This window comes from Pantoea sp. PvP021, from assembly GCF_054056055.1.
Genome location: NZ_JBSRXX010000005.1, coordinates 140,185 through 165,591, shown reverse-complemented (window position 1 = coordinate 165,591; position 25,407 = coordinate 140,185). Strand labels below are relative to the sequence as shown.

The window sequence follows — 25,407 nt, the reverse complement described above, 5'->3', positions numbered from 1 at the left end:
TGCTTAATTGAACGACGTCATCAGAAAGCACAAACTTTCCTCAGTAAAAACGAAACAACCGTTATTTTAATCAGGAGGTTGAAATGAACACAGGCCAAACGCCTGCCCGGGAATGGAACACACGCCGCAGTGAAAAAGCGCGTCGTCTGGCATCCTTCCCTGTTGATGGCAAAGTCATTCCTACTGAAAGAGCTGTAGAAGCATTTGAAAAACTGATTGCACCGGGCGACCGGGTGGTACTGGAAGGGAATAACCAGAAGCAGGCCGATTTTTTATCACGTACCCTGGCTGAGGTTAATCCGGCGATAGTACACGACCTGCATATGATTATGCCGAGCGTGGGTCGCAGTGAGCATCTGGATATTTTCGAAAAAGGCATTGCGCGTAAACTCGACTTCTCTTTTTCCGGTCCGCAAAGTCTGCGTATTTCTCAGTTGTTAGAAGATGGTCAGCTGGAAATAGGCGCAATCCACACCTATATCGAACTCTATTCCCGCCTCTATGTCGATCTGAGTCCAAACGTCGCGCTGATTGCCGGTTATAAAGCTGACCGCAAAGGCAACCTTTACACCGGCCCGAGTACTGAAGATACGCCTGCCCTGGTGGAAGCCGCCGCGTTCCGTGACGGTATCGTGATTGCCCAGGTAAATGAGCTGGTCGATGACGAGACCGACCTGCCCCGCGTCGATATTCCCGGCTCCTGGATCGATTACATCGTCGTAGCCGATAAACCTTTCTTTATCGAACCGCTGTTTACCCGCGATCCGCGCCTGATTAAACAGGAACATATCCTGATGGCGATGATGGCGATTAAAGGCATTTACGCCGAACATCAGGTGCAGTCACTTAACCACGGTATCGGTTTTAACACCGCCGCGATCGAACTGCTGCTGCCTACCTACGGCGAACAACTCGGCCTGAAAGGCAAAATCTGTAAGCACTGGACCCTTAACCCGCATCCGACGCTGATCCCGGCGATTGAGAGCGGCTGGGTTGAGAGCGTGCACTGCTTCGGTGGCGAGCTGGGCATGGAAGAGTACATTCGCGCCCGTCCCGATATCTTCTTCACCGGCAGCGACGGCTCTATGCGCTCTAACCGCGCCTTCTGTCAGCTGGCAGGTCAGTATGCGGTGGATATGTTTATCGGTGCCACCCTGCAGGTCGATGGCCTGGCAAACTCCTCAACCGTGACCCGCGGTCGCCTTTCCGGTTTCGGCGGTGCGCCTAACATGGGTCACGATCCGCACGGCCGGCGTCATGCCACGCCTGCATGGCTCAATATGATCACCGAACCGGACCCGATGCAGCGCGGTAAAAAACTGGTGGTTCAGATGGTGGAAACCTTCCAGGCCGGTGCCAAACCGACCTTTGTTGAAACGCTAGATGCCGTTGAAGTGGCGAAATCGACCGGTATGCCGCTGGCACCGGTGATGATTTATGGCGATGACGTCACCCATGTGCTGACCGAAGAGGGTATTGCCTATCTTTATCGCGCGGAAAGCCTTGAAGAGCGCCGTGCGATGGTCGCTGCGGTAGCCGGTATCACCGATATCGGCCTTGGCGTCGATGCGGCGCGCGTGGCGGCCCTGCGTAAAAGCGGCAAAGTGGTCTATCCGGAAGATATGGGCATTCGTCGTTCAGATGCGACCCGCTCACTGCTCGCCGCCAGCAGCGTCTCTGACCTGGTGGAATGGTCGGGTGGTCTTTATAACCCACCGGCAAAATTCCGGAGCTGGTAATGAAACTTCTGTCGCAGACTCAAACCGAGGCGCAGGCCAGCCAGCTGGCGATGATTGCGCGCGATTGTCTGACCGATGAAGCGCGGCTAAGCCCCAAGCCGGGTCTGGTAGACAGTCGGGGAAACGGCGCGCATCAGGACCTGACGCTGGCGCTGATGGAGCGTTCCGCTCACAGCCTTGTGCCGACCTTTCTGGCGCTGGCCCGTCACAGCTGGCTGCGCCCTGCTGATATTGCCCTGCGCGAAACGGTGGGTCGGCTGGGCCGTGACGGTGAACAGCAGATGATGGCGGCAACCGGCGGCGTCAACACCCATCGGGGTGCGATCTGGGCGCTGGGACTGCTGGTCAGTGCTGCAGCCATGCACGGTGGCGCGGCCAGTGCCGACCAGCTGACCCGCACCGCAGCCGCGCTGGCCAGCCTGCCGGACCGCGCCGCGCCAAAACTGTTCAGCAAAGGGTTAAAAGCGACGCATCGCTATCAGGTGCCCGGCGCACGCGAAGAGGCGCAGCAGGCGTTTCCTCACGTGATGAAGCTGGCGCTGCCACAACTGCTGACCAGTCGTGCAACGGGTGCCAGTGAAAGTGAAGCCCGTCTTGATGCGCTGATGGCGATCATGACCTCGCTCAGCGATACCTGCGTGCTGTCACGGGCCGGTATGACCGGACTGAAAGCGATGCAGCAGGGAGCATGCGCCGTGCTGCTGTCTGGCGGCTGTCGCACAGCAGGCGGCCAGAAGGCGCTGGCGCAGCTCGATCAGCGCATGCTGTCGCTCAACGCTTCGCCTGGCGGGGCTGCCGATTTGCTGGCCGCGACGCTGTTCATTGATCGGGTCTGTTCACCTGAACATTCTTATTTCTAGAGGCCATTATGGAACACATCACATTATCTTTACCTGCTAACCGCTCACTCAGCGGTAAAGCTCTGGCAGGGGTCGTTGGTTCCGGTGATATGGAAGTGCTGTACACCGCAACTGAAGGACAAACGCTTAGCATTGATATCACCACCTCACTGGATAACAGCGACGCCCGCTGGAAGGCGCTGTTTGACCGCCTGAATTTAACCAACGGTCTGCCTGCCGGAAAGCTGATTATTCACGATTTCGGCGCGACACCCGGCGTGGCGCGTATCCGTATTGAACAGGTTTTTGAGGAGGTGAGCCATGCGTAACGATGCCAGTTTTATTGAATTACGCGCCCGTGAGCGCGCCCGTGCACTGCTGGACGACGGCAGCTATCGCGAACTGCTGGATCCTTTCGAAGGCATCATGTCGCCGTGGCTGGCCCCGCAGGGTGTGGTCCCACAGTCAGATGACGGCATGGTGGTGGCACGCGGCACGCTGAACGGGCAGCCTGCGGTCGTTATCGCCATTGAAGGCACTTTCCAGGGTGGCAGCATGGGCGAAGTCTCCGGTGCCAAAATGGCGGCGGCGCTGGAACTGGCAGCCGAAGACAACCGCAATGGAATACCCACTCAGGCGGTGCTCTGCCTGGAAACCGGCGGCGTGCGTTTACAGGAAGCCAATCTGGGGCTGGCGGCGATTGCCGATATTCATGCCGCGATTGTCGATCTGCGCCGCTATACCCCGGTTATCGGCATTATTGCCGGTACCGTCGGCTGCTTTGGCGGGATGTCCATCGCCGCTGCGCTGTGCAGCTACCTGATTGTGACGCGTGAAGCGCGCCTGGGGCTGAACGGTCCGCAGGTGATTGAGCAGGAAGCGGGCATTGAAGAGTATGACTCGCGCGATCGCCCGTTTATCTGGAGCATGACCGGCGGTGAAATCCGCTACGCCAGCGGCCTGGTCGATGCGCTGGTCGGTGATGGCGTCAATGCGGTTAAGAGTGCGATGAATGACTTCATTGCCAAAGGCGTTCCTGCGCAGCACCGCAGCGATAAATATGCCGATTTCCTGCCACGTCTGACACAGTTCGACACCCGTCAGCAGGCGGACACGGCGCAGATTAAACAGCTTTTCGCCCGGGAGGATAAATAATGACCCAGACAAACAGCCGCGGTGCAATCTGGCTGGAAAAACTTGCACCTGATGCGCAGCGCCTCAGCGGCCTGTGTGCCTCTGTCCAGGTGGCGGACGGTGAACTTAATGGCGAAAGCGTGCGCTTTATCGCCGTGGTGCCCGATGCACAAAACCACTATCCGCGTGCCGCGAGGGGCGAAGTCGGTCTGCTGGAAGGCTGGACGCTGGCGAAAGTGGTGAATGAAACGCTGGAAGAGGACAAGAACAGCGACGTGAAACGCCCGATTGTGGCGGTGATCGACGTGCCGAGTCAGGCCTATGGTCGTCGCGAAGAGGCGTTCGGTATTCATCAGGCGCTGGCCGGGGCTGCAGGCGCTTATGCCAAAGCACGCCTTGCGGGTCATCCGGTGATTGGGCTGATTGTTGGCAAAGCGATGTCTGGTGCCTTCCTGGCGCACGGTTATCAGGCCAACCGCCTGATTGCGCTCAACGATCAGGGTGTACTGGTGCACGCGATGGGTAAAGAGTCCGCCGCGCGTATCACGCTGCGTTCGGTGGAGGCGGTGGAGAAACTGGCGGCGACCATTCCGCCGATGGCCTATGACGTGAATAACTTCGCCACGCTGGGTCTGCTCTCCGATCTGCTGAACGTGGCCAATCCCGATGCGCCTTCTGACGCCGATGTGGCGATGGTCGAGATCGCGTTGCAGAAAGCCATTAGCGATGCGCGTCAGGATCCGAGCCTGAAAAACCGGCTGGGCGCATCCAATCGCCACAGCTCCTCCCTGGTTCGCGAGCGGATGCGCGCAACCTGGTAATTAAATAAAAAAATAAACCTGCCGAAACCGGTCTGACGGGGCGCATTGCTAAGTGCGCCCCGGGGCAGTGGCCGTGTTCAGAATTATAAACATCGCTGTTAACAGAAAATTCTTTCTTAAATACAGGTGATTTATGATTTATATAATTGTTCATGCCCTTGCTCCGATTTTTGTCATCATGCTGCTGGGTTTCTGGGCCGGTAAGGCAGGAATGGTCAACAACAAAGACGTCTCTCTGCTGAATATTTTTGTCATGGATTTTGCACTGCCCGCCGCGCTGTTCAGTGCCACGGTACAAACGCCCTGGCCGGGCATCGTGGCGCAATGGCCGCTGATTGTGGTTATTACCGGCGCAATGTGGATTACCTATGGAGCTGTCTATTTCGCGGCTACAAAAGTTTTCAAAAAGTCACCGCAGGATGCGGCTGTGCTGACACTGACTGTGGCGCTGCCAAATTACGCCGCGCTGGGCCTGCCCATTCTGGCCAGCGTGCTGGGTGAAAATGGTGCCACTTCGCTCTCGGTAGCGGTCTCCATCGCCTGTGGTTCAGTGCTGCTTACACCGCTTTGCCTGCTGATTCTGGAACGTGAAAAAGCGTTTGCCGACGGCACCGAACACGGTTCAACCCTGACCATGCTGCCGATTCTGATGTGGCGTTCAGTGAAAAAACCGATCGTACTGGGACCGTTGATTGGCGTGGTGTTATCAGCGCTGGGCGTTAAAATGCCTGATCTGGTGCTGGCCGCCATCAAACCGCTGGGTCTGGCTGCCACCGCCGCTGCACTCTTCCTGACCGGTGTCATCCTGTCGGCACGCAAACTGAAACTCAACGCGGTGGTGGGCGTCGGCACGGTAACTAAACTGCTGATTCAGCCCTTTATCGCCTGGGGTCTGGTGCTGGCATTGGGTCTCAGCGGTCCGGTGGCCATTACCGCCATTCTGATGATTGCGCTCTCCGCCGGTTTCTTCGGAGTGGTGTTTGGCAACCGCTTTGGCGTGCAGTCGCCGGATGCAGAGGCTGTGCTGCTGCTCAGCTCTATTCTCTGTATTTTGTCATTACCGCTGTTCATTACGCTGACATCAGGAATGTAATATGAGCTCTGTACCGCGCCCCCACGATCTTCTCTGGCTGCGAGACGGCAACGCCTTAGCCGCCATCAGTGAGAGCTGGGTCAGTCAGTTCTGGCATCCCGGCCTTCCGGTCGTGGTGCGGCGCGACAGGAGCGAAACCGGGCTGATACCGGTGGGTGTGCGCGGCGAGCGCCGCGAACAGCGCGCCGCCGGATGGGTCAATGCAGCGGACATCGTTCGCGTTGTCACGCCGGAGATGCTGGCAGCGCGTGCGCAGTTGCTTGCCTCGCCGTTTACCGCTTATGCGCCGGTCGGCGCGGCGATTGCCCTCAGTGAGCACGACTGGCCGTGGCGCTGGGGTATTACCGGCAGTACCGGTTACGCACTGGCAACACAGCAACCCACGCTGCATGCCGCCAGCGATCTTGATTTAGTTATTCGCGCGCCAGAGCCACTGGCGCGCAATGCGCTGCAACGCTGGCAGGCGCAAACCGACATGCTGGCCTGTCGGGTCGATACGCAGGTAGAAACGCCGTCCGGCGCGTTTGCCCTCAGCGAGTGGCTGCGTGAAGGCCGCGCGCTGGTTAAAACCGTTACCGGGCCGATACTGACCGCTTCACCCTGGAGCAGGGAACTACAATGAAAATACTCTTTACCTTTCCCGGCCAGGGCACTCAGCGTGCCGGGATGTTACAGCACCTACCCGACGGCGACGCCCTGTTAAACAGCGTGCGTGCAGTTCTGGGTGACGAGACTGACCAGCTCGACAGTGCCGATGCACTGCGCCACACGCGCGCCGTGCAGCTCAGTCTGCTGATTTGCGGTGTCGCCTGGGCGCGCGAGCTGATTCGCCGTGGGGTGAAACCCGATATCGTCAGCGGTCTGTCGATTGGCGCGTTTCCTGCTGCGGTGATTTCCGGCGCGCTGGATTTCAGTGATGCTCTGCGGCTGGTGGCGCTGCGCGGCGATCTGATGGAGCAGGCTTATCCGGAGGGATATGGCCTGACCGCCATCACCGGCCTGACGCTGAGTCGTCTGGAAAAACTGCTGCCCGGCAGCAACACCTATATCGCCAACCTGAATGCGGAAACGCAGATTGTGATTGCTGGCCGCAACGAGGATATGGCGGTAGTCGCGCAGAAAGCGCTGGATGCCGGTGCCAGCAAAGCGATTAAACTCGCGGTGAGCGTGCCGTCGCACTGCGCGCTGCTGGATAAGCCCGCCGCAGAACTGGCGCGCGCATTCGGGTCCGTCAGCCTTTCCCGTCCCCATTGCGCTTACCTCAGTGGTTCAACCGGACGCGTGATTTGGGAGCCGGAGAAGATTGCCGACGACCTTGCCTTTAATATGGCGCGTACGGTGCAGTGGAATGATGCGATGGTTTCAGCCAATCAGCGCGATGCCCGACTGGCGATTGAGATGCCGCCTGGCAATGTGCTGACCGGCCTGACGCTTCAGGCGGGCTGGCAGGGCGACGCGATTTGTCTGGAGCGCAACAGCGTTGAGGTTGCACTCCATCTGGTTAAACGGCTGAGTCAGTAAGGCTGCGGGCGTACATCCGCCCTTCTGCCGCCAGTGCCAGCAGGTCATTATCCCGTTCGCGGCGATGTGAGTAGACAATCGAGATCTGCTGACGCATCTGGTAAGGCTCAGCGAGCGTCAGCAGCTGAATGTTGTTTTCATACACCTTCTTCATCCGTCCCGGAATCAGCGCCAGGCCGACGCCCGCCTGCACCAGGCTTATCATCGAGAAGATGTCATTCACCTGGGTGACCATGCGCGGTTCAAATCCGGCTATCTGGAACGCCTCCTGCGAACCGGCATAGGTAGCAAACCCTTCAGCCAGCGAGACAAAATCACGGTCGGCATAATCACGCAGATCCACCGGACCGGCTCCGTCCCGCGTCTCACCGGCCGGTGTGGCCAGAAAGATCCTGTCCTCAAACAGCGGAATCACATCAAAATGCGCGTCGCTGAGTTCGCCGTCATCGGTGGCGATCAGAATCGCATCCAGCGCGTCATCTTCCAGCATATTCAGCAGCATTTGATTGGAACCCATGGTCAGATCGAGCTCCAGCGTGGGCCGACGCAGCTTCATGCCCATGATCAGCCGGGGAATGGTCTCCAGCGTCAGGGAGTAGAGCGTGCCAAGTCGCAGACGCCCTCCGCCGATGCCTGCGACTTTGCGCGCCTCTTCAATGCCTTTGCCCATCAGGGTGGTCACGTCGCGACAATAGTCCAGCAGCGTCCAGGCGGCAGGCAGCGGCACCAGGTTGCGGCCCTTGTGGATAAACAGCGGGCAGTCGATGCCCTCTTCCAGCGTATGCAGTGCGCGATGCACGCTGACGCTGCTCAGCGCCAGCGCTTCCGCCGTACGGGCGATATTGCCCTTGCTCATAAACATCATGAAGACGCTGAGTTTACGGAAGGTAATTTCCTGGTTGATGTTGTCACTCATTGCTGCTGTTGCCTGTAGGGTCATTTTGCTTTCCCGCATAGTAGCGATTCTCAGCCAGGGTGTAATGATCTGGCTCGCACAAGAGGTACTTACGGAGGCAGAGGCGATAAGAGGCTGAACCTTCTGAAAGAGGAGCGGGATAGACGGTGAGCAAAGAGAGCACAGGAGAGTGCGGCCGATCCCTCGGCCGCAAAGAAAGTCAGAAACCTTACTGCACGCGCCTTACAACCTTACTGGCGAGATATTCCAGATCTCATCAGCGTACTCCTGAATCGTACGGTCCGACGAGAAGTAGCCCATTCCGGCGATGTTTTTAGCCGCGCGGCGTTGCCACTCATCCGGTTTACGGTAGAGCGCATCCACTTTATCCTGGGTATCCACATAGCTGCGATAATCCGCCAGCAACTGGTAGTGATCGCCGAAGTTGACCAGTGAATCGAACAGATTGCGGTAGCGGCCCGGATCCTGCGGACTGAACAGACCGGAAGCAATCTGAGTCAGCACCTGATGCAGCTCTTCATCCTTTTCATAATAGTCACGCGGGTTATAGCCCCCTTTACGCAGGGCTTCGACCTGCGGCGTGGTATTACCGAAAATGAAGATGTTCTCTTCACCAACGTGATCCAGCATTTCAACGTTGGCCCCATCCAGCGTACCGATGGTCAGCGCGCCATTCAGCGCAAACTTCATATTACTGGTGCCGGACGCCTCTGTCCCTGCGGTAGAGATCTGCTCAGAGAGATCGGCCGCCGGAATAATGATCTGCGCCAGGCTCACGCTGTAGTTCGGGATGAAGACCACTTTAAGTTTGTTCTTCACCTGCGGATCGTTGTTGATCACATTGGCGACATCGTTGATCAGATGAATGATGTGCTTGGCAACGTAATAGGCCGATGCCGCTTTACCGGCAAAAATATTGACGCGTGGCACCCAATCCGCCTGGGGATCGGCCTTGATACGGTTGTATCGGGTGATCACATGCAGCACGTTGAGCAACTGGCGTTTGTACTCGTGAATACGCTTGATCTGCACATCAAACAGCGCGTTCGGGTCGAGCACCACGTCCAGATTCTTCGCCACCCAGTCGGCCAGCCGACGCTTGTTCTGATACTTGGCGACCGCCACTTTTTCAATAAACGCCGGATAGTCGATCTGCGCCTTCAGCTCGCCCAGCTGGCTGAGATCGGTGCGCCAGTTGCGGCCTATCTCCTCATCCAGCACCTCTGACAGCGCCGGGTTCGCCAGCGCCAGCCAGCGACGCGGAGTGACGCCATTGGTTTTGTTACAGAAGCGACCAGGGAACAGACGGGAGAAATCGGCAAACAGCGACTGTACCATCAGGTTGGAGTGCAGCTCCGAAACGCCGTTTACTTTGTGGCTGACCACCACCGCCAGCCAGCCCATGCGTATCCGACGGCCATCGTTTTCATCGATGATCGAAATGCGCGACAGCAGATCCAGGTCATCGGGATAGTGATCCTGAATGGTCTTAAGGAAGAAGTCGTTAATTTCAAAAATAATGCTGAGGTGACGCGGCAGGATCTTGCCGATCATATCAACCGGCCAGGTTTCCAGCGCTTCGGTCATCAGCGTATGGTTGGTGTAGGAGAAGACCTGACAGCAGACGTCAAAAGCGTTGTCCCAGCTGAATTTATGATCGTCGATCAGCAGGCGCATCAGTTCGGGGATCGCCAGCACCGGATGGGTATCATTCAGGTGAATAGCGATTTTATCCGCCAGGTTGTCCCAGGTCTGATGCATCCGCCAGTGACGATTCAGAATGTCCTGCACCGTCGCGGAGACCAGGAAATATTCCTGACGCAGGCGCAGTTCACGGCCTGAGTAGGTCGAGTCATCCGGATAGAGCACGCGCGACACGTTCTCGGAGTGGTTTTTATCTTCCACCGCCGCAAAGTAGTCGCCCTGGTTGAACTTGCCGAGGTTGATTTCGTTGCTGGCCTGCGCGCCCCACAGCCGTAAGGTGTTGGTAGCGTCGGTGTCAAAGCCCGGAATGATCTGGTCATAGGCCATCGCCAGGATCTCTTCGGTCTCCAGCCAGCGCACTTTCGCGCCTTCGTGCTGGACGCGGCCACCAAAGCGCACTTTGTAACGGGTATTGAAACGCTGGAATTCCCACGGATTACCATATTCAAGCCAGTAATCCGGCGACTCTTTCTGCTCACCTTCCACAATGTTCTGTTTGAACATGCCGTAATCATACCGGATGCCATAGCCACGGCCCGGCATGCCCAGCGTCGCCAGCGAGTCGAGGAAACAGGCCGCCAGGCGACCCAGACCACCATTGCCCAGCCCCGGATCGTTTTCTTCTTCCATCAGCTCGGCCAGATCCAGTCCCATCTCATCCAGCGCCTGGTTGAGATCGTCATAAATCCCCATCGCCAGCAGCGCATTGCCCAGCGTGCGGCCCATCAGGAACTCCATCGACAGGTAATAGACCTGCCGGACATCCTGAGAAAGCTGAGCACGGCTGGAACGCAGCCAGCGCTCCACCATCCGGTCACGCACCGCCAGCAGCGAGGCGTTAAGCCACTCATGCTTATTGGCGATAGAGGGATCTTTGCCGATGGTAAACATCAATTTATAGGCAATCGAATGCTTTAAGGCATCAACCGTCAACGTTGGTGAGGCGTAAGTGAAAGGTGCATTCATATCCAGTTTTCCCAATCCGTTACATCAAACGTTGGTAGAGATCACGGTAGGCTTGTGCTGCCACCTGCCAGCTAAAGTCCATCGCCATTGCCTGGCGCTGAACATAGCGCCAGAGCGAAGGACGGGACCACAACACAAACGCGCGCCGGATAGCCCGAAGCAGTGACCAGGCGTTGGCATCTTCAAAACTGAATCCACTGGCGATGCCGTCGGCCAGATTCTCCAGTGAGCTGTCATTCACGGTATCGGCCAGCCCGCCGGTGCGGCGCACTAACGGCAACGTACCATACTTGAGGCCATAAAGTTGTGTCAGACCACAGGGCTCAAAGCGACTCGGCACCACAATCACGTCCGCGCCGCCGACAATGCGGTGTGAGAACGCTTCGTGATAGCCGATCTGCACGCCGACGCTGCCCGGATGCTCTGCCGCCGCCGCCAGGAAGCCCTGCTGCAGTTCAGCATCGCCCTGGCCCAGCAGCACCAGTTGACCGCCCTGCGCCAGCAAGCCGGGCAGCGCCTCCAGCACCAGGTCCAGCCCTTTCTGTTTGGTCAGACGGCTGATCACGCAGAACACCGGCGCTTTATCATCTACCTTCAGACCCATCGCCACCTGCAGCTGGCGTTTGTTCTCCGCTTTCGCTTCCAGCGTGTCGCGGTTATAACGCGCGCTGAGCAGCAGATCGTGCGCCGGATCCCAGATAGAGGGATCAACGCCGTTGAGAATGCCGCTGAGACGGCCTTCACGCATCCGCTGTGCCAGCAGGGTTTCCATGCCGTAAGCATATTCGGCAGAAGTAATTTCATGGGCGTAAGTCGGGCTGACCGCCGTGATATGGTCGGCGTAAAAAAGTCCCGCTTTCAGGAAGGAGATCTGACCGAAGAACTCCAGCCCATGCATGTTAAAGAATGACCATGGCAGGCCAATCTCTTCCATGTGGTGCGCCATGAACAGCCCCTGATACGCCAGGTTGTGCACGGTGAAGACCGATTTAGCCGGACGACCACGCGCTTCCAGATAGGCGCAGGTCAGGCCTGCGTGCCAGTCATGGGCATGCACAATATCGGGACGCCACATCGCGTCCATGCCGCACGCCAGTTCACAGCCAACCCAGCCCAGCAGCGCAAAGCGCAGATAGTTGTCGACATACGCAAACTGCGATTCGTCATGGTAGGGACTACCCGGACGATCGTAGAGGCCGGGAGCATCAATCAAGTAGATGCCCACACCGTTAAATTCACCAAATAGCAGACGTACATGACCGGCAAATGTTTCTCGCTCTGTCACGACCTGGAGATCAGGTATGCCTTTGCGCAATGCGGGAAAAGCGGGCAGTAGTACCCGCGTATCCGTGCCGCCCGCAATTTGTGCCTGAGGTAATGCCCCGACTACATCAGCCAGTCCGCCCGTTTTTAGCAGCGGGAAAAGTTCCGAACAGACATGTAAAACCTGCATCCTCGACCTCATTAAGTTATCCGACACGCTCCGCGTGCCGATTGCGTAAGTTTCGCTTATCGCTTACAGCCCCGCTTTGGCCAGCCTGGCCAGCATGGCGCGGGTTACCAGTACGATGCCTTCATCCGAACGGTGAAACCGGCGACTGTCTTCATCCGGGTTTTCGCCAATGACCATGCCTTCCGGTAACTCGCAGGCACGATCAATGACGCAGCGACGCAGACGACACGATCGGCCCACTACCACATCAGGCAGCAGTACAGTTGAATCTATATTGCAAAAAGAGTTAACGCGTACCCGCGGGAACAGCACCGAATTGACCACCACTGAACCGGAGATGATGCAGCCCCCCGAGACCAGCGAGTTCATGGTCATCCCGTGACTGCCGGAACGATCCTGAACAAATTTGGCCGGCGGCAGCGGCTCCATGTGGGTACGAATCGGCCAGGTGACGTCATACATATCGAGTTCAGGCATCACCGATGCCAGGTCGAGATTGGCGCGCCAGTAAGCTTCCAGCGTCCCGACGTCGCGCCAGTAAGGCGGCGCATTGTCATCGTTCTGTACGCAGGAGAGCGCAAAGGAGTGCGCATAGCCTTCGCCGCTTGCCACGATTTTCGGCAGGATATCTTTGCCGAAGTCGTGGTTAGAGCCTGGCGTCTGCAGATCCTCTTCCAGCAGTTCATAGAGATAGTCTGCGTTGAAAACGTAGATCCCCATGCTGGCGAGCGCCTGAGTGTCATCACCCGGCATGGTGGGCGGTTTCGCGGGTTTCTCCACGAAGTCGATCACCATGTTCTCTTCGTCCACCGCCATCACGCCAAACGCCGTGGCTTCATGCACCGGCACCGGTAAACAGGCGATGGTACATTTCGCCTCGTTGACCACGTGATCCAGCAGCATGCGTGAGTAATCCATCTTATAAATGTGGTCCCCGGCGAGGATCACGATGTACTGCGCCTGATAGCGGCGAATCACATCAAGGTTTTGCGTCACGGCATCGGCCGTCCCGCGATACCACTGTTCGGTCGAAAATCGCTGCTGCGCTGGCAGCAAATCGACAAACTCATTCATCTCTTCATTGAAGATCGACCAGCCACGCTGGATGTGCTGAGTCAGGGTATGAGACTGATACTGAGTAATCACGCCAATCCGTCGGATACCGGAGTTGACGCAGTTGGAGAGGGCAAAGTCGATAATGCGGAACTTGCCGCCGAAATGCACCGCCGGTTTGGCACGTTTGGCCGTTAAATCGACCAGGCGCGTGCCGCGTCCGCCGGCGAGGATCAGAGCAACCGTCTGTGTAGGGAGCTGGCGGGCCAGCATCAGGTGATCTGTTCTATCTAACTTAACCATGTCTGACTCCTTATGATTGCTTTTGGAACACGCACACACCGTGTGCGGGACCATGCCAGACAGTTAGCAGGATGGGGTTGTCGTCCCCGGCGAAAGGAGGAAGGGCGCGCCATTCTCCGTCTGGTAACACGATGTCATTCACCGTATCCGTGGCGTTTATTGTTATTAACCAGCGGCCGGACAGCAGGATCTGCAATCTGTGCATCCCCTGTGCCCATTCATCGTGTTGCAGTGGCTGGCCACCGGCATTGAGCCACTGCACATTGCCGTCACCGTCCTGCCACCAGCGATCTGCGGTCAGCGCCGGAATGCGCTGGCGCAGCTCGATCAGTGCAGCGGTGAATCCGACTAATCCCTTCTCATCCGCCTGCCAGTCAAGCCAGCTCAGGGCGTTGTCCTGACAGTAGGCGTTGTTATTGCCGCGCTGGGTGTGGCCGCGCTCATCGCCTGCCAGCAGCATCGGCGTGCCCTGTGACAGCAGCAGCGTCGTCAGCAGTGCCCGCACGCTGCGACGGCGACGTTCAATCACGTCGAAGCTGACGTTCAGCCCCTCTTTGCCGTGGTTGTGGCTGTAGTTATCGCCGTGACCATCACGGTTATCTTCCCCGTTCGCTTCGTTGTGTTTACGTTCGAAGCTCACCACATCCCACAGCGTAAAGCCGTCGTGGGCGGTGATCAGGTTAACCGTGGCGTGTGGCGACCGGTCATCATGCTGGTAGAGATCGCTGGAGGCGGCAAAACGGCGGACGAACTCGCCGTTGCTTATGTCGCCGTGCAGCCAGTAACGTCGCGCGGTGTCGCGAAACTGATCGTTCCATTCGGCAAACGGCGGCGGAAAACGACCAACCTGATAGCCGTCAGGGCCGATATCCCAGGGTTCAGCAATCAGCTTGACCTGAGAGAGCAGCGGACAGGCGCGTATGGCCTCAAAAAATGGCGCATCACGCTGGTAATCCGGTGTGCGGCCCAGCACTGGCGCGAGGTCAAAGCGGAAGCCGTCGACGTGGCAGACACGCACCCAGTAGCGCAGCGCCTCTAAAGCCCACGTCATCACCTGCGGATGATGGATATTCAGCGTGTTGCCGCAGCCGGTCCAGTTCTGATAATCGCCCTGCTCATCGAGCCAGTAGTAGCTGGCGTTGTCGATGCCGCGCATGGAGATTGTCGGGCCAATCTCATCCAGTTCAGCGGTGTGGTTGAACACCACATCCAGCAGCACTTCGATACCCGCGGCGTGCAGGTTTTTGACCGCCTGCTGAAACTCCTGCAACGGCGTCACGTCCGGCTGACCGGAGGCGTAACGGGGATCCACCGCCCAGAGCGCAAAGGGGTTATAGCCCCAGTAGTTGCTGAGGCCGAGCTGCAGCAGTCGCGGCTCGCTGGCGAAGTGCGCCACCGGCAGCAGCTCAAGGGTGGTAATCCCCAGACTGCGCAGGTAATTCACCATAACAGGATGACCGAGCGCCGCGTAAGTCCCGCGCAGCGTTTCCGGAATTTCCGGATGCTGCTGCGTCAGGCCGCGCACGTGGGCTTCGTAAATCACCGTGTTACCCCAGGGAATACCCGGTGCGACGTCGTCCTGCCAGTCAAAATCCTCCGCGACTACCCGTGACTTCGGCGCAATCGCCGCGTTGTCATGCGGATCGGGCTGCGCCTCGCCGCCATGAAACAGCGGGTCATCCGGTACATCGCCCTCAACCGCGCGGGCGCAGGGGTCAACCAGCAGCTTCGCCGGATTAAAACGGTGTCCCTGCTGCGGTGCCCAGGGACCATGCACCCGGTAGCCGTAGCGCTGTCCTGGCTTCAACGCCGGAACATAACCATGCCAGATATCCCCGCTGCGGCCAGGCAGGTCAACACGCTGTTCTGCACCCTGCTCATCAAACAGGCAGAGCTCTACGCGCCCGGCATGCTGTGAGAACAGGGTGAAGTTAACGCCTTTGCCATCGTAACTGGCACCCAGCGGTTCGGGATCTCCGGCAGTGATGGTCATTCAGCCTCCCGCACCAGCCATACCGTTGCCAGCGGCGGCAGATTGAGGCTCAGCGACTGCGGTCGCCCGTGGCTCTCCTGCTCATCGGTATGCACCCGATGGTTGCGCACGTCGCTGCCGTGATACTCATGCTGATCGGTATTCAGCACTTCACGCCAGCAGCCAGGCTGGTTAACGCCAAAGCGATAGCCCGGACGCGGCACCGGCGTAAAGTTACTGACCACGATCACTTCGTTGCCTTCACGGTCACGACGGACAAAGGCGAAGACGGAGTGTTCCGCATCGTTTACCACCAGCCACTCAAAGCCTGCCGGATCGAAGTCGAGCTGATGCAGCGGCGTGTAGTACTGATAGGTGTGGTTGAGATCGCGCACCAGACGGTGAACGCCGTGGTGCCAGTTGTCGTCCCCTTCCAGCAGATGCCAGTCAAGGCTGACGTCGTGGTTCCACTCGCGACCCTGGGCAAATTCATTGCCCATAAACAGCAGTTTCTTGCCGGGGAAGCCCCACATCCAGCCGTAGTAAGCACGCAGGTTGGCGAACTTCTGCCATGCATCGCCCGGCATACGATCGAGAATCGAGCGCTTACCGTGCACCACTTCGTCATGCGACAGCGGCAGCACAAAGTTTTCGGTGTAGTTGTACATCATGCCGAAGCTCATCAGATCGTGATGGTGCTTACGGTAGATGGGATCGACCTTCATGTAGTCGAGGGTGTCGTGCATCCAGCCCAGATTCCATTTGAACCAGAAGCCCAGCCCGCCGTCTTCGGTGGGACGCGTCACGCCAGGGTAGTCTGTCGACTCTTCGGCCATGGTCACCGAACCGGATGCCACAGTGCCGAGCGTACGGTTGGTGTGACGCAGAAACTCAATCGCTTCCAGGTTTTCACGGCCGCCGTACTGATTCGGCACCCATTCCCCTTCGCTGCGGCTGTAGTCGCGGTAAATCATCGACGCCACCGCATCCACACGCAGGCCATCAATGCCAAAGCGCTCCGTCCAGTAGAGCGCATTGCCCGACAGGTAGTTGCTCACTTCCCGGCGACCAAAGTTGTAGATCAGGGTATTCCAGTCCTGGTGAAAGCCTTCACGCGGGTCGCTGTGCTCATAGAGCTCGGTGCCGTCGTATCTTGCCAGACCGAAATCGTCGCTGGGGAAGTGGCCCGGCACCCAGTCGAGCAGCACGTTGAGGCCCGCCTCATGGGCGGCGTCAATGAAGGCGCGGAACTCGTCACGGGTACCAAAACGTCGGGTCGGCGCATACATGCCCAGCGGCTGATAGCCCCAGCTGCCATCAAACGGATGTTCGTTGATCGGCAGCAGTTCGATATGGGTAAAACCCATCTCTTTGACGTAGGGCACCAGCTGTTCAGCCAGCTCTTTGTAGCTCAGCCAGAAGTTGTTGTCGGTGTGACGACGCCAGGAGCCCAGATGCACTTCATAGATGGAGATCGGCGCGTCAAAGGCGTTGGCCGCCTTGCGCTCCGCTTTCATCTCAACCGGCTCCGGCAGACCACAGATCATCGACGCAGTCTGCGGACGCATCTGCGCCTCAAACGCGTACGGGTCCGCTTTGATGCGCAGTTCGCCATTGGCGTCGATGATTTCATACTTGTAGAGCTGGCCGTTGACCGCGCCCGGTACAAACAGCTCCCAGATGCCCAGTTCCTGACGCAGACGCATCGGATGACGGCGGCCATCCCAGAAGTTGAAATCGCCAACCACTGACACGCGACGGGCGTTGGGTGCCCAGACGCAGAAGCGGGTGCCGAAGACGCCATCGATGACGTCACCGTGCGCGCCCAGCGTCTCATAAGGGCGCAGGTGCGTCCCTTCTGCCAGCAGCCACAGATCCATCTCCTGCAGCAGCGGACCAAAGCGATAGGCATCGTCTACCAGGTTTTGCTGGCCGTGCCAGTTCACCGCCAGCTGATAGCGGAACGGGTTTTTGCGGCGTGGAATAACGCCACTGAAGAAGCCACGTGCATCTTCACACACCAGCTGAGCCAGTTTGCGCCCGGTGGAGGTTTCAATGACCCACACTTCAAGCGCTTCGGGGAGCAATGCCCTGACTTCAAGGCCTTGCTGAGTTCGGTGCATCCCTAGTAACGAAAAAGGGTCGGCATAATTACCCGCAAACAGGGCATTGATCGCATCGCGATCGGGAAGCTCTGACATGACTTTCTTCCTGTGATAATTGGCAGCCGAAATGAACGCGACACAGCCTGTCGCGGTTCACCTGCGCTGCTCTTCATTGAGCCATACGTACAACGACAAAGAAGTCAGGCCATTCCGTGGGAAAAGTGTTTTTGCCGTGTACCACAACCATTTAATCCGGAAAGCACAAGAGTTACCTGTGGCACATCATGGTTAAATCATAGCTTGGTCACGGCACTTGCCATGGACTAAAGCAAAATAATCTTTACCGACCGGCAAAAAAGGGAAGTTGATCACTGAGTAAGCGAAACGGCAGATTGTTTCGTGTACGACAAAAACAAAAAAGGCCGGATAAACTGATGATTATGGTCATTTATGTTGCCTGGAGCGCCCCGACTGATGAAGCTGCATTTTTCACCGGAATGAAACAGAGCCTCTGCCACCGCCAAATCTCAGAGTTCAGGATCGCTGGGTGCAGAGGACGATTGAGAAAAGCTACCTGATAATGTGTTGTAAAGCGATGGTTAGCAGTATGTTTCTGACATGAAACGGATTGAGTCATAAAAAAGTTGAGAATTGAATCTGCTTCACGATCCTAAATTTTGCCCAAAATAGCCGTACATCTGTTTTTTACTTTGAATTAGCATGTAAATTCAAAAATTTTAGAAGTAAAGGACTGCTATGTCTTTACAAGGAAAGTTTGTCATAAACAATGCTGATTACTCTCCTCTGATTTTTCCGGGCTTAGGCACTTTTTTAGCGTTTTCTGGTAATGATATTTACCGTAATAAGGGTGGCTGCGGGATGATAATAAACAAAGGGCCATTACCTGCCGGACACTACTACATAGTCGACAGACCTTCTGGTAGTTGGGTCAATAGCGTCAGAGCATGGGCAATTGACGAAATAAAAAGTGCATTCAAATATCATGTTGATCATTCAGAATGGTTTGCCCTTTTCCGCGTGGATGGGATGATCGACGATAGCACCTTTTTTCGAGGAGTAACGCGAGGAGGCTTCAGGCTTCATCCCGGTCAGGTTTCAGAGGGCTGTATTACGCTGGCCTGGCAATCAGACTTCAACATGCTGAGAAATGCTCTATTAAGAACATCTAAAATCTCGGTTCCTGGCACAGACTTAAAAGCCTATGGCACCATTGAGGTAATCACTTATGGCGACACTTGCCCGTAGATTAGGAAAATTAGCCTTCTTCCTTCTTCTTTTACTTATCGTTGGTCGGGCTATGGGTGAGCCTTATAACTGGATTAATTATGATTTCGCTTTAAAGCTAGGCCATATTTTATATGGCTCCGGTGAAATTGGCGCAGAGGCAATAGATGATACGTATTTCTATATGAGTTTCCTCACTAATATAGTTATCACTGCGGCAATTTTTTTCATAACAATGAAGTTGATCAGAAAAGTAAGGTGATAATAGGATGCCAATTCCTGCTTACATGTGGCTCAAAGATGATGGCGGTGCTCATATTAAAGGTTCTGTTGATGTATGGGATCGTGATGGCAGCATTGAGATTGTTGGTTTCAGTCATGGACTGAACATTCCTGTAGATAGTGCTAACGGCAAGATAACCGGCAAGCGTTCACACTCACCGATGATGATTGAAAAGGAGTTTGATAGCTCCAGTCCATATCTTTATAAGGCGGTTGCTACGGGCCAGACGCTGCAAAGTGCGGAAATCCGCTGGTATAAAATCAATCATGCCGGGCAGGAAGAGTGTTACTTTGTCATGACTATTGAGGGGGTAAAGATCACTGGCGTGAATCCTGGCATGCCAAACGCTAAAATGTCCGGTAATGCGCAAATCAACCATATGGAATCAATATCCATGATGTATGACAAAATCACATGGCGTTATGTTGATGGAAATGTCCAGTATACCGATGACTGGAATATACGAGCATAGAACATCGGATAGAAATGCTTCACTGAAGGGCATGAATGTGTAAATAAACGAATAAAAATATAATAGCCTGAATTTATACTGACTACTACAACTCTAAAATGGCGTACCAGCATCATCGTACAGGTATTTTCTTCCAGAACGAGATTCGCATACATTACTTTCATTCTAAACATTTCCGAATGTAATGGCGCAACTATTTTTTTACGTCATTAACTCTGCAAGCACAGAGGGTTAACATACTAAAGAATGAATAAGTCATTCAATTTTGAACATTGTCACATTTCGAAAATGAAGCGGTAAAAGTTAGCAAAACATGATTGAAAACCAGACAAGTTAGTCGTATTAAAAAAAAGACATCAATTAAGATGTCTATGTGAATAAGGAAATTAACAATGGCAAAACATTGGTCAGGGCAACCATGCCCTAAGACTGGAACTTATGGCCAGTATCACGATACTGACAATTCATACGCAGGAACTGCATATGATCGCCATGTGAAAAAAGATGATCCATTTCCGCCAAGCAAAAACAATCATCACTTCAAAGAAAAGTGATACTGAATAGAAAAAGCCCCTCGGGGCTTTTTCTTTTTTACCACCGTATTACATCCTTATTGACCACCGTACCATCATTCCCATCCCGTCATTTAAAATGCATTAGCGTCTAAAAAAGCCTGCATTGCGCATGCCTGATAAATGATGATTTTTGGGCGGTTAGGACCTTAATGAAAAGTGTTTGCAGATTCAGTCTGACGAACACAATTTCTAAGACACTATGTACTCCATTGAGCAGCGACAGAATGTGCATATTGCTGTGATGCAAGTCTCTGCCCAAAGCCATCCATCAAGCTCAAAAAACACACCATAAAACGCAAAGAATTTTTTGGCTGAAGTCAAAATTATCCATAGACTGGACTAACAACAAAAAGCCCGTAACCATCAACAATGATTACGGGCTTTCATATAGCTATCAGACAGTTAATCGATCATCTTTGCCTAATCTGATCGGCATTGATCATAAATCCGGCCTTTGGCGATGTTTTCTGTTTAGCTGGTTAACAACCGCAGCATGCGACGTAGCGGTTCGGCTGCGCCCCATAACAGCTGGTCGCCCACTGTGAAGGCAGAGAGATATTCCGGCCCCATATTCAGTTTACGCAACCGGCCAACCGGCGTGGTCAGCGTACCGGTGACAGCGGCGGGCGTCAGTTCACGCATCGTCAGTTCGCGGTCATTCGGCACCACTTTGACCCACTCATTGTGAGAGGCCAGCAGCTGCTCAATTTCAGCCAGCGGCAGGTCGCGTTTCAGCTTCAGCGTAAAGGCCTGGCTGTGGCAGCGCAGTGCCCCGACGCGCACGCACAATCCATCAACGGGGATGACGTTACGGGTGGCGAGGATCTTGTTGGTCTCCGCCTGGCCTTTCCACTCTTCGCGGCTCTGACCGTTTTCCAGCTGTTTGTCGATCCACGGAATCAGGCTGCCCGCCAGCGGCACACCGAAGTTATCGGTCGGCAGAGTGCCGGAACGGGTGAAGTCGGTCACGCTACGCTCGATGTCGAGGATGGCGGAGGCCGGGTTCTGCAGCGCAGGCGCAACGTGATCGTGCAGCATGCCCATCTGGGTCAGCAGTTCACGCATGTGGCGCGCGCCGCCGCCAGAGGCCGCCTGATAGGTGGCAACCGAAGCCCACTCCACCAGGTCCTGAGCAAACAGGCCGCCCAGCGACATCAGCATCAGGCTGACGGTACAGTTACCGCCGACAAAGGTTTTGATCCCACTGTCGATGCCCTGGCGAATCACCGCATGGTTGACCGGATCGAGGATGATGATGGCATCATCTTTCATGCGCAGCGTGGAGGCCGCATCAATCCAGTATCCCTGCCAGCCGCTGGCGCGCAGCTTTGGATAGACGTCACTGGTGTAGTCGCCGCCCTGGCAGGTAATAATGATATCCAGCGCCCGCAGCGCCTCAATATCAAACGCATCCTGCAGTGTGCCCTGCTGTTTGCCCGCAAATGCGGGTGCCGCCTGACCATGCTGCGACGTCGAGAAGAAGACCGGATTGATTGCATCAAAATCACGCTCTTCACTCATGCGGGACATCAGCACAGAGCCGACCATACCGCGCCAACCAACAAAACCTACATTCTTCATGTCGTGTCCGTCTAAGGCAGTTACACCTGCTTTTCATTTCAGAGGAGAGAGCGGCGTGCTATTTTCACGCCGCTCTGCGTAATAATAAGATTTACCTGTGTCCCTTCACTCTACAAAATGCAGGCCGGGTAGCAAGTGAATTAATTCGATTACGCTAACTTTTTCAGCAGCGTAACTAATAACTCCGCTTTTTCGTGAACAACATGGCGTAAAACCGATGACTGAAATGATTTCAGCGACAATATTATTGTTGTTAATTATGGATCCGCTGGGCAATCTGCCGATTTTTATGTCGGTTTTAAAGCATCTGGAGCCGAAACGGCGGCGAGTGGTGCTGATCCGTGAAATGTTGATTGCTCTGATCATCATGCTGCTGTTCCTGTTTACCGGTGAACGCATCCTGGCATTTTTGAATCTGCGTACTGAAACGGTGTCGATTTCCGGCGGGATCATCCTGTTTCTTATCGCCATTAAGATGATTTTCCCGTCGGCGGAAAGCAGCAGTTCTGGTTTACCGGCGGGTGAAGAGCCCTTCCTGGTGCCACTGGCGATCCCACTGGTGGCCGGGCCATCGCTGCTGGCGACGCTGATGCTGCTGTCGCATCAATATCCGCATCAGATGTCGCATCTGGTCGGCGCACTGTTAATCGCCTGGGGCGTGACGGTGGGCATTCTGCTGATGTCAGGACTGTTCCTGCGTCTGCTGGGTGATAAGGGTGTGAATGCGCTGGAGCGGCTGATGGGATTGATACTGATCATGCTGGCGACCCAGATGTTCCTGGACGGGATTCGGGCTTATCTGAAGTTATAAGCGCACCTTTGTCCTTTTGCCCTGGCAGGCTGGCAGGCTGGCAGGCAACCGCATTAATCCAGCCTGTTTATCACAAAGTTACGGCATTGAAATGAACAATATTATTTATATAATGCTGTAAAAAAGGAGATAACTATGGCGGGCAGTATCGAAAATTATGCCGGGACAGGCGTCTTTATTTTCGTTGAGCGGCTTTACAGCAGGGATGCGCCGAACTGGCACGGTGTTGGCGCCTCCATGGTGCAGATTCACAAAATGGTTTACCAACTTTATCATAAGCAAGATGTTTATCTGGAAGGCAAGAAGATCGAACCTGACAGCGCGACGGTTTGGCAGCGTTTAAAAATCCTGTTTGGCGCGGATTTGGTGCAGAAAAATGCAGCCGATAACAGTACCTGCTTTTCTCTCGACTATGCAGGTTCCCGCTTTGTCACTACGCCTTTCTCAGGCATCGATTCAAAAAAAATCCCGGATTTTTTGACCAGAGAATATACCCTGCCTGGCCGCAACGTGCTGGCCTTTGGCAGCGATCCCTTTCCGCATGTCAGCCTTTATGGCCGTTCAGATGCCCGCTTTGTGATGGCGGAGGGTGGTAAAGGTGACCCGACCGCCGCCGCGAAATACGATGCAAAAAGTAAACAGCTGGTGATGGTGGACCCCGGAAAAGAGCTGCCGCAGCTGATGCAGCGTCTGAAAACCCGGAGGGAAATGCAATGAGGTTGTTATTACCCTTTTTTTTCGGTGCGCTCTATCTGATAACAGGTTACTTCTCCCTTCAGGAAGTGCTGCAGTATGCCAACGGCGGCCATTCAGGAGTGATCACCGATATGCGCAGTTATCTGGTTGCCCCGCTACTCTGCGCGTTGCTCTGGCTGCTGGTTTATCTGGTAGCCTGGTGGGGTTTCAGAAAAATTGCCTTTCTGTCCGCGGCTAAAGAAACAGCCTTTCAGGCACTATTCTTTCTGGCAAATATACTCTGTTTGGCTGGACTGACCGTATTATCCGTCTCGGGCCGGAAAGCGGCATTGAATGACGTGCAGCTGATACAAGTTGACGTCACTGATTTTGCCTGGGTTTACTTACTTGCCGCCGCCATTACGCTGGTTGTTTTTGCTGTGATAAGAAGAAAATGGGCATGAACAGGCTGCTGCAGATTATCAAAAGCTGTCTGCTGAGCACGTTTAACTATGAGGGGCGTGAAGGAAGGACGAGCTATTTTATTTTCCTGCTGTTTCAGCTGGTCTGGTTCTGCAGTTATCTGCAATGGTTTACCGGGCCACAACATGAAATAGGCTTAATCGCGCTGCTGCTGTTTATTTTGCCTGTTTTTTCCTGTGGGGTGAGGAGAATAAATGACTCTGGCTATTCACGCGGCATCATTGTTCTTTTGGTAGTGGCGCCTTATCTGCTGTTCCCTTTTTTACTCTTCCCCCGCTCGCGGGAAAAAAACCTGACGGGCCGATAGCCCGTCGGGTTGGTCAGGAAAGCAGTTCGAAAGCAATCATACCTACGATAGCCCCGGTAGTGCCGAGAATGGTTTCCATCAGTGTCCAGGTCTTCAGCGTTTCCGCTTCGCTGGCCCCGGTGAAGCGACCAAACAGCCAGAACCCGGCATCGTTCACATGGCTGATAATGATTGAGCCACCGCCGATGCAGATCGATAGCGCCGCCAGCTGAGCGCCGCTGTAGTGCAGCGGTTCAATCACCGGCATGATTAAGCCCACCGTGGTCAGACAGGCGACCGTCGCCGATCCCTGAATCACCCGCACCGCACCCGACAGGATAAAGCAGGCCAGCGCAATTGGCAGTCCTGCGCCGGTCAGCGCATTGCCCAGCACCGGACCCACGCCGGAGTCCACCAGCACCTGCTTAAACACGCCGCCCGCGCCAATCACCAGCAGGATAATCCCGGCCGGTTGCAGCGCACTGCCGCACACCTGCATTACCCGCTCTTTATCCATACCCTGACGGTAAGCCAGGCCATAAATCGCCACCAGCAGCGCCAGCAGGATTGCGGTGAAAGGATGGCCGATAAATTCCAGCCACTCATACAGGGTGGTGCCTTCGGTCGTGAAGCGTGCGCCGATGGTTTTCAGGCCAACCAGCACCAGCGGAAACAGAATCAGTGAGAGGCTGAAGCCAAACGACGGCAGCTTGCTCTCATCGACATCCGGTTGATGATCTTCCGGCGGCGCGCTGAACGAGACGTGGTTGCCAATGAAGTTGCCAAACAGGGGCCCGGCAATCAGCATGCCCGGGATCGCCGCACAGAGACCCAGCAGGATCATCCAGCCAAAATCTGCGTGCATCTGCGAAGCCAGCAGCATCGGCGCCGGTCCGGGCAGCAGGAACGCCGCCGCTGCGGCCACACCGGCAAACAGCGGGATCACCAGCTTCACCAGATTGCCGCCGGTACGCCGTGCCACCGCAAAAGCGATGCTAATCAACAGCACGACTGCCACCTCAAAAAAGAGCGGCAGCGCGCAGATCAGACCGGCAATGCCCATCGCGTAATGGGCGCGGCTCTGACCAAAGGTTTTCAGCATCCGGATGGCGATCTGATCAACTGCGCCGGTTTCATGCAGGATTTTGCCGAACATCGCGCCCAGCGCGACCACAATCGCGAGGAAGCCGAGCGTGCCGCCCATCCCCTTCTGCATGGTTTCAGCGATCTGATTCAGTGGCATGCCGGAGAACAGCCCGGCACCGATGGACACTAACATCAATGCGACGAAGGCGTGCATACGGGCCTTCATCACCAGGAAAAGCAGCAGCAGGACGGAGCCTGCTGCGGTCAAAACGAGTGTTGCGGTATTCATCT

Annotated in this window: 24 protein-coding genes; 16 read left to right on the top strand and 8 right to left on the bottom strand. The window is 55.6% G+C overall.

The features are described from left to right. The first annotated feature begins 83 nt into the window (after positions 1–83). The 8 genes from mdcA (at position 84) to mdcH (ending at position 7,147) form a co-directional block, all read left to right on the top strand. Positions 84–1,739, top strand: coding sequence for a malonate decarboxylase subunit alpha (gene mdcA, locus ACVKSX_RS15390; protein WP_010253213.1), 1,656 nt, complete (start codon positions 84–86; stop codon positions 1,737–1,739). Beyond that, entirely contained in the window at positions 1,739–2,599 is an 861-nt protein-coding gene (locus ACVKSX_RS15385) for a triphosphoribosyl-dephospho-CoA synthase (protein WP_354439436.1), read from the top strand. The genes mdcA and ACVKSX_RS15385 overlap by 1 nt, the downstream gene beginning before the upstream one ends. Before the next feature lie 8 nt (positions 2,600–2,607). Then, positions 2,608–2,907, top strand: coding sequence for a malonate decarboxylase acyl carrier protein (gene mdcC, locus ACVKSX_RS15380; RefSeq protein WP_010253220.1), 300 nt, complete (start codon positions 2,608–2,610; stop codon positions 2,905–2,907). Next, a complete protein-coding gene (locus ACVKSX_RS15375; protein ID WP_010253223.1) occupies positions 2,900–3,733 on the top strand; it encodes a biotin-independent malonate decarboxylase subunit beta in 834 nt (277 codons plus the stop codon). Before mdcC ends, ACVKSX_RS15375 begins: the two co-directional genes overlap by 8 nt. Continuing rightward, positions 3,733–4,533, top strand: a complete 801-nt coding sequence (gene mdcE / locus ACVKSX_RS15370) for a biotin-independent malonate decarboxylase subunit gamma (protein WP_354439433.1) — start codon at positions 3,733–3,735, stop codon at positions 4,531–4,533. The genes ACVKSX_RS15375 and mdcE overlap by 1 nt, the downstream gene beginning before the upstream one ends. Before the next feature lie 133 nt (positions 4,534–4,666). Then, a complete protein-coding gene (locus tag ACVKSX_RS15365) occupies positions 4,667–5,626 on the top strand; it encodes an AEC family transporter (protein ID WP_010253228.1) in 960 nt (319 codons plus the stop codon). A gap of 1 nt (position 5,627) precedes the next feature. Beyond that, positions 5,628–6,248, top strand: coding sequence for a malonate decarboxylase holo-ACP synthase (locus ACVKSX_RS15360; RefSeq protein WP_236352068.1), 621 nt, complete (start codon positions 5,628–5,630; stop codon positions 6,246–6,248). Beyond that, positions 6,245–7,147, top strand: a complete 903-nt coding sequence (gene mdcH / locus ACVKSX_RS15355) for a malonate decarboxylase subunit epsilon (RefSeq protein WP_207254311.1) — start codon at positions 6,245–6,247, stop codon at positions 7,145–7,147. Before ACVKSX_RS15360 ends, mdcH begins: the two co-directional genes overlap by 4 nt. Here the strand turns inward: mdcH and ACVKSX_RS15350 are convergent. The 6 genes from ACVKSX_RS15350 to glgB all read right to left on the bottom strand — a co-directional run bounded on the left by ACVKSX_RS15350 (position 7,128) and on the right by glgB (position 17,715). Beyond that, positions 7,128–8,063 (bottom strand): LysR family transcriptional regulator, encoded by a 936-nt coding sequence (locus tag ACVKSX_RS15350; protein ID WP_010253237.1) that lies wholly within the window; start codon positions 8,061–8,063, stop codon positions 7,128–7,130. The two genes, mdcH and ACVKSX_RS15350, sit on opposite strands and share 20 nt — an antisense overlap. 222 nt (positions 8,064–8,285) lie before the next feature. Beyond that, positions 8,286–10,733 carry a glycogen phosphorylase gene (glgP, locus tag ACVKSX_RS15345; protein WP_010253240.1) on the bottom strand — a complete coding sequence of 816 codons (2,448 nt, stop codon included), beginning with the start codon at positions 10,731–10,733 and terminating at the stop codon, positions 8,286–8,288. 19 nt (positions 10,734–10,752) lie between these two features. After that, positions 10,753–12,186 carry a glycogen synthase GlgA gene (gene glgA / locus ACVKSX_RS15340; protein ID WP_010253243.1) on the bottom strand — a complete coding sequence of 478 codons (1,434 nt, stop codon included), beginning with the start codon at positions 12,184–12,186 and terminating at the stop codon, positions 10,753–10,755. 63 nt (positions 12,187–12,249) lie between these two features. Next, positions 12,250–13,542 (bottom strand): glucose-1-phosphate adenylyltransferase, encoded by a 1,293-nt coding sequence (gene glgC / locus ACVKSX_RS15335; RefSeq protein WP_010253246.1) that lies wholly within the window; start codon positions 13,540–13,542, stop codon positions 12,250–12,252. Between the two features lie 10 nt (positions 13,543–13,552). Beyond that, positions 13,553–15,535, bottom strand: a complete 1,983-nt coding sequence (glgX, locus tag ACVKSX_RS15330) for a glycogen debranching protein GlgX (RefSeq protein WP_354439431.1) — start codon at positions 15,533–15,535, stop codon at positions 13,553–13,555. Then, the gene (gene glgB, locus ACVKSX_RS15325; protein WP_191924664.1) at positions 15,532–17,715 is read right to left on the bottom strand and encodes a 1,4-alpha-glucan branching enzyme; all 2,184 of its coding nucleotides are present in this window, start codon (positions 17,713–17,715) and stop codon (positions 15,532–15,534) included. The genes glgX and glgB overlap by 4 nt, the downstream gene beginning before the upstream one ends. Before the next feature lie 660 nt (positions 17,716–18,375). Here glgB and ACVKSX_RS15320 point away from each other — a divergent pair. The 4 genes from ACVKSX_RS15320 to ACVKSX_RS15305 all read left to right on the top strand — a co-directional run bounded on the left by ACVKSX_RS15320 (position 18,376) and on the right by ACVKSX_RS15305 (position 20,173). Then, positions 18,376–18,885 (top strand): DUF2778 domain-containing protein, encoded by a 510-nt coding sequence (locus tag ACVKSX_RS15320; RefSeq protein WP_010253255.1) that lies wholly within the window; start codon positions 18,376–18,378, stop codon positions 18,883–18,885. Beyond that, on the top strand, positions 18,866–19,126 hold the full coding sequence (locus ACVKSX_RS15315; protein WP_010253258.1) for a hypothetical protein: 261 nt from the start codon (positions 18,866–18,868) through the stop codon (positions 19,124–19,126). Before ACVKSX_RS15320 ends, ACVKSX_RS15315 begins: the two co-directional genes overlap by 20 nt. 7 nt (positions 19,127–19,133) lie before the next feature. Further along, positions 19,134–19,619 carry an Hcp family type VI secretion system effector gene (locus ACVKSX_RS15310; RefSeq protein WP_010253261.1) on the top strand — a complete coding sequence of 162 codons (486 nt, stop codon included), beginning with the start codon at positions 19,134–19,136 and terminating at the stop codon, positions 19,617–19,619. Positions 19,620–20,011: 392 nt separating this feature from the next. After that, complete coding sequence (locus ACVKSX_RS15305) at positions 20,012–20,173, top strand: hypothetical protein (RefSeq protein ID WP_164501699.1); 162 nt, start codon at positions 20,012–20,014, stop codon at positions 20,171–20,173. Positions 20,174–20,665: 492 nt separating this feature from the next. Here the strand turns inward: ACVKSX_RS15305 and asd are convergent, their stop codons facing one another. Beyond that, complete coding sequence (gene asd, locus ACVKSX_RS15300; protein WP_010671542.1) at positions 20,666–21,775, bottom strand: aspartate-semialdehyde dehydrogenase; 1,110 nt, start codon at positions 21,773–21,775, stop codon at positions 20,666–20,668. Positions 21,776–21,992: 217 nt separating this feature from the next. Here asd and ACVKSX_RS15295 point away from each other — a divergent pair, with 217 nt between their 5' ends. The 4 genes from ACVKSX_RS15295 to ACVKSX_RS15280 all read left to right on the top strand — a co-directional run bounded on the left by ACVKSX_RS15295 (position 21,993) and on the right by ACVKSX_RS15280 (position 24,051). After that, on the top strand, positions 21,993–22,586 hold the full coding sequence (locus ACVKSX_RS15295; protein ID WP_003853054.1) for a YhgN family NAAT transporter: 594 nt from the start codon (positions 21,993–21,995) through the stop codon (positions 22,584–22,586). Between the two features lie 135 nt (positions 22,587–22,721). Next, positions 22,722–23,303, top strand: coding sequence for a hypothetical protein (locus ACVKSX_RS15290; protein WP_157353903.1), 582 nt, complete (start codon positions 22,722–22,724; stop codon positions 23,301–23,303). A gap of 110 nt (positions 23,304–23,413) precedes the next feature. Next, positions 23,414–23,725, top strand: coding sequence for a hypothetical protein (locus ACVKSX_RS15285; RefSeq protein ID WP_242462559.1), 312 nt, complete (start codon positions 23,414–23,416; stop codon positions 23,723–23,725). Further along, positions 23,722–24,051 (top strand): DUF805 domain-containing protein, encoded by a 330-nt coding sequence (locus ACVKSX_RS15280; protein ID WP_081113823.1) that lies wholly within the window; start codon positions 23,722–23,724, stop codon positions 24,049–24,051. The genes ACVKSX_RS15285 and ACVKSX_RS15280 overlap by 4 nt, the downstream gene beginning before the upstream one ends. Before the next feature lie 13 nt (positions 24,052–24,064). Here the strand turns inward: ACVKSX_RS15280 and gntU are convergent, their stop codons facing one another. Beyond that, entirely contained in the window at positions 24,065–25,405 is a 1,341-nt protein-coding gene (gene gntU, locus ACVKSX_RS15275; RefSeq protein ID WP_010671538.1) for a gluconate transporter, read from the bottom strand. Positions 25,406–25,407 lie beyond the last annotated feature (2 nt).

Bases quoted from the DNA above. Each gene is read 5' to 3' on its own strand.
- glgX (WP_354439431.1), bottom strand. From the start codon at position 15,535: ATGACCATCACTGCCGGAGATCCCGAACCGCTGGGTGCCAGTTACGAT.
- glgA (WP_010253243.1), bottom strand. From the start codon at position 12,186: ATGCAGGTTTTACATGTCTGTTCGGAACTTTTCCCGCTGCTAAAAACG.
- mdcH (WP_207254311.1), top strand. From the start codon at position 6,245: ATGAAAATACTCTTTACCTTTCCCGGCCAGGGCACTCAGCGTGCCGGG.
- asd (WP_010671542.1), bottom strand. From the start codon at position 21,775: ATGAAGAATGTAGGTTTTGTTGGTTGGCGCGGTATGGTCGGCTCTGTG.
- mdcC (WP_010253220.1), top strand. From the start codon at position 2,608: ATGGAACACATCACATTATCTTTACCTGCTAACCGCTCACTCAGCGGT.
- ACVKSX_RS15360 (WP_236352068.1), top strand. From the start codon at position 5,628: ATGAGCTCTGTACCGCGCCCCCACGATCTTCTCTGGCTGCGAGACGGC.
- ACVKSX_RS15285 (WP_242462559.1), top strand. From the start codon at position 23,414: ATGCGCAGTTATCTGGTTGCCCCGCTACTCTGCGCGTTGCTCTGGCTG.
- mdcE (WP_354439433.1), top strand. From the start codon at position 3,733: ATGACCCAGACAAACAGCCGCGGTGCAATCTGGCTGGAAAAACTTGCA.
- ACVKSX_RS15320 (WP_010253255.1), top strand. From the start codon at position 18,376: ATGTCTTTACAAGGAAAGTTTGTCATAAACAATGCTGATTACTCTCCT.
- ACVKSX_RS15350 (WP_010253237.1), bottom strand. From the start codon at position 8,063: ATGAGTGACAACATCAACCAGGAAATTACCTTCCGTAAACTCAGCGTC.
- ACVKSX_RS15305 (WP_164501699.1), top strand. From the start codon at position 20,012: ATGGCAAAACATTGGTCAGGGCAACCATGCCCTAAGACTGGAACTTAT.
- ACVKSX_RS15385 (WP_354439436.1), top strand. From the start codon at position 1,739: ATGAAACTTCTGTCGCAGACTCAAACCGAGGCGCAGGCCAGCCAGCTG.
- ACVKSX_RS15315 (WP_010253258.1), top strand. From the start codon at position 18,866: ATGGCGACACTTGCCCGTAGATTAGGAAAATTAGCCTTCTTCCTTCTT.
- ACVKSX_RS15365 (WP_010253228.1), top strand. From the start codon at position 4,667: ATGATTTATATAATTGTTCATGCCCTTGCTCCGATTTTTGTCATCATG.
- gntU (WP_010671538.1), bottom strand. From the start codon at position 25,405: ATGAATACCGCAACACTCGTTTTGACCGCAGCAGGCTCCGTCCTGCTG.
- mdcA (WP_010253213.1), top strand. From the start codon at position 84: ATGAACACAGGCCAAACGCCTGCCCGGGAATGGAACACACGCCGCAGT.
- ACVKSX_RS15375 (WP_010253223.1), top strand. From the start codon at position 2,900: ATGCGTAACGATGCCAGTTTTATTGAATTACGCGCCCGTGAGCGCGCC.
- ACVKSX_RS15295 (WP_003853054.1), top strand. From the start codon at position 21,993: ATGACTGAAATGATTTCAGCGACAATATTATTGTTGTTAATTATGGAT.
- ACVKSX_RS15290 (WP_157353903.1), top strand. From the start codon at position 22,722: ATGGCGGGCAGTATCGAAAATTATGCCGGGACAGGCGTCTTTATTTTC.
- ACVKSX_RS15310 (WP_010253261.1), top strand. From the start codon at position 19,134: ATGCCAATTCCTGCTTACATGTGGCTCAAAGATGATGGCGGTGCTCAT.
- glgC (WP_010253246.1), bottom strand. From the start codon at position 13,542: ATGGTTAAGTTAGATAGAACAGATCACCTGATGCTGGCCCGCCAGCTC.
- glgP (WP_010253240.1), bottom strand. From the start codon at position 10,733: ATGAATGCACCTTTCACTTACGCCTCACCAACGTTGACGGTTGATGCC.
- glgB (WP_191924664.1), bottom strand. From the start codon at position 17,715: ATGTCAGAGCTTCCCGATCGCGATGCGATCAATGCCCTGTTTGCGGGT.
- ACVKSX_RS15280 (WP_081113823.1), top strand. From the start codon at position 23,722: ATGAACAGGCTGCTGCAGATTATCAAAAGCTGTCTGCTGAGCACGTTT.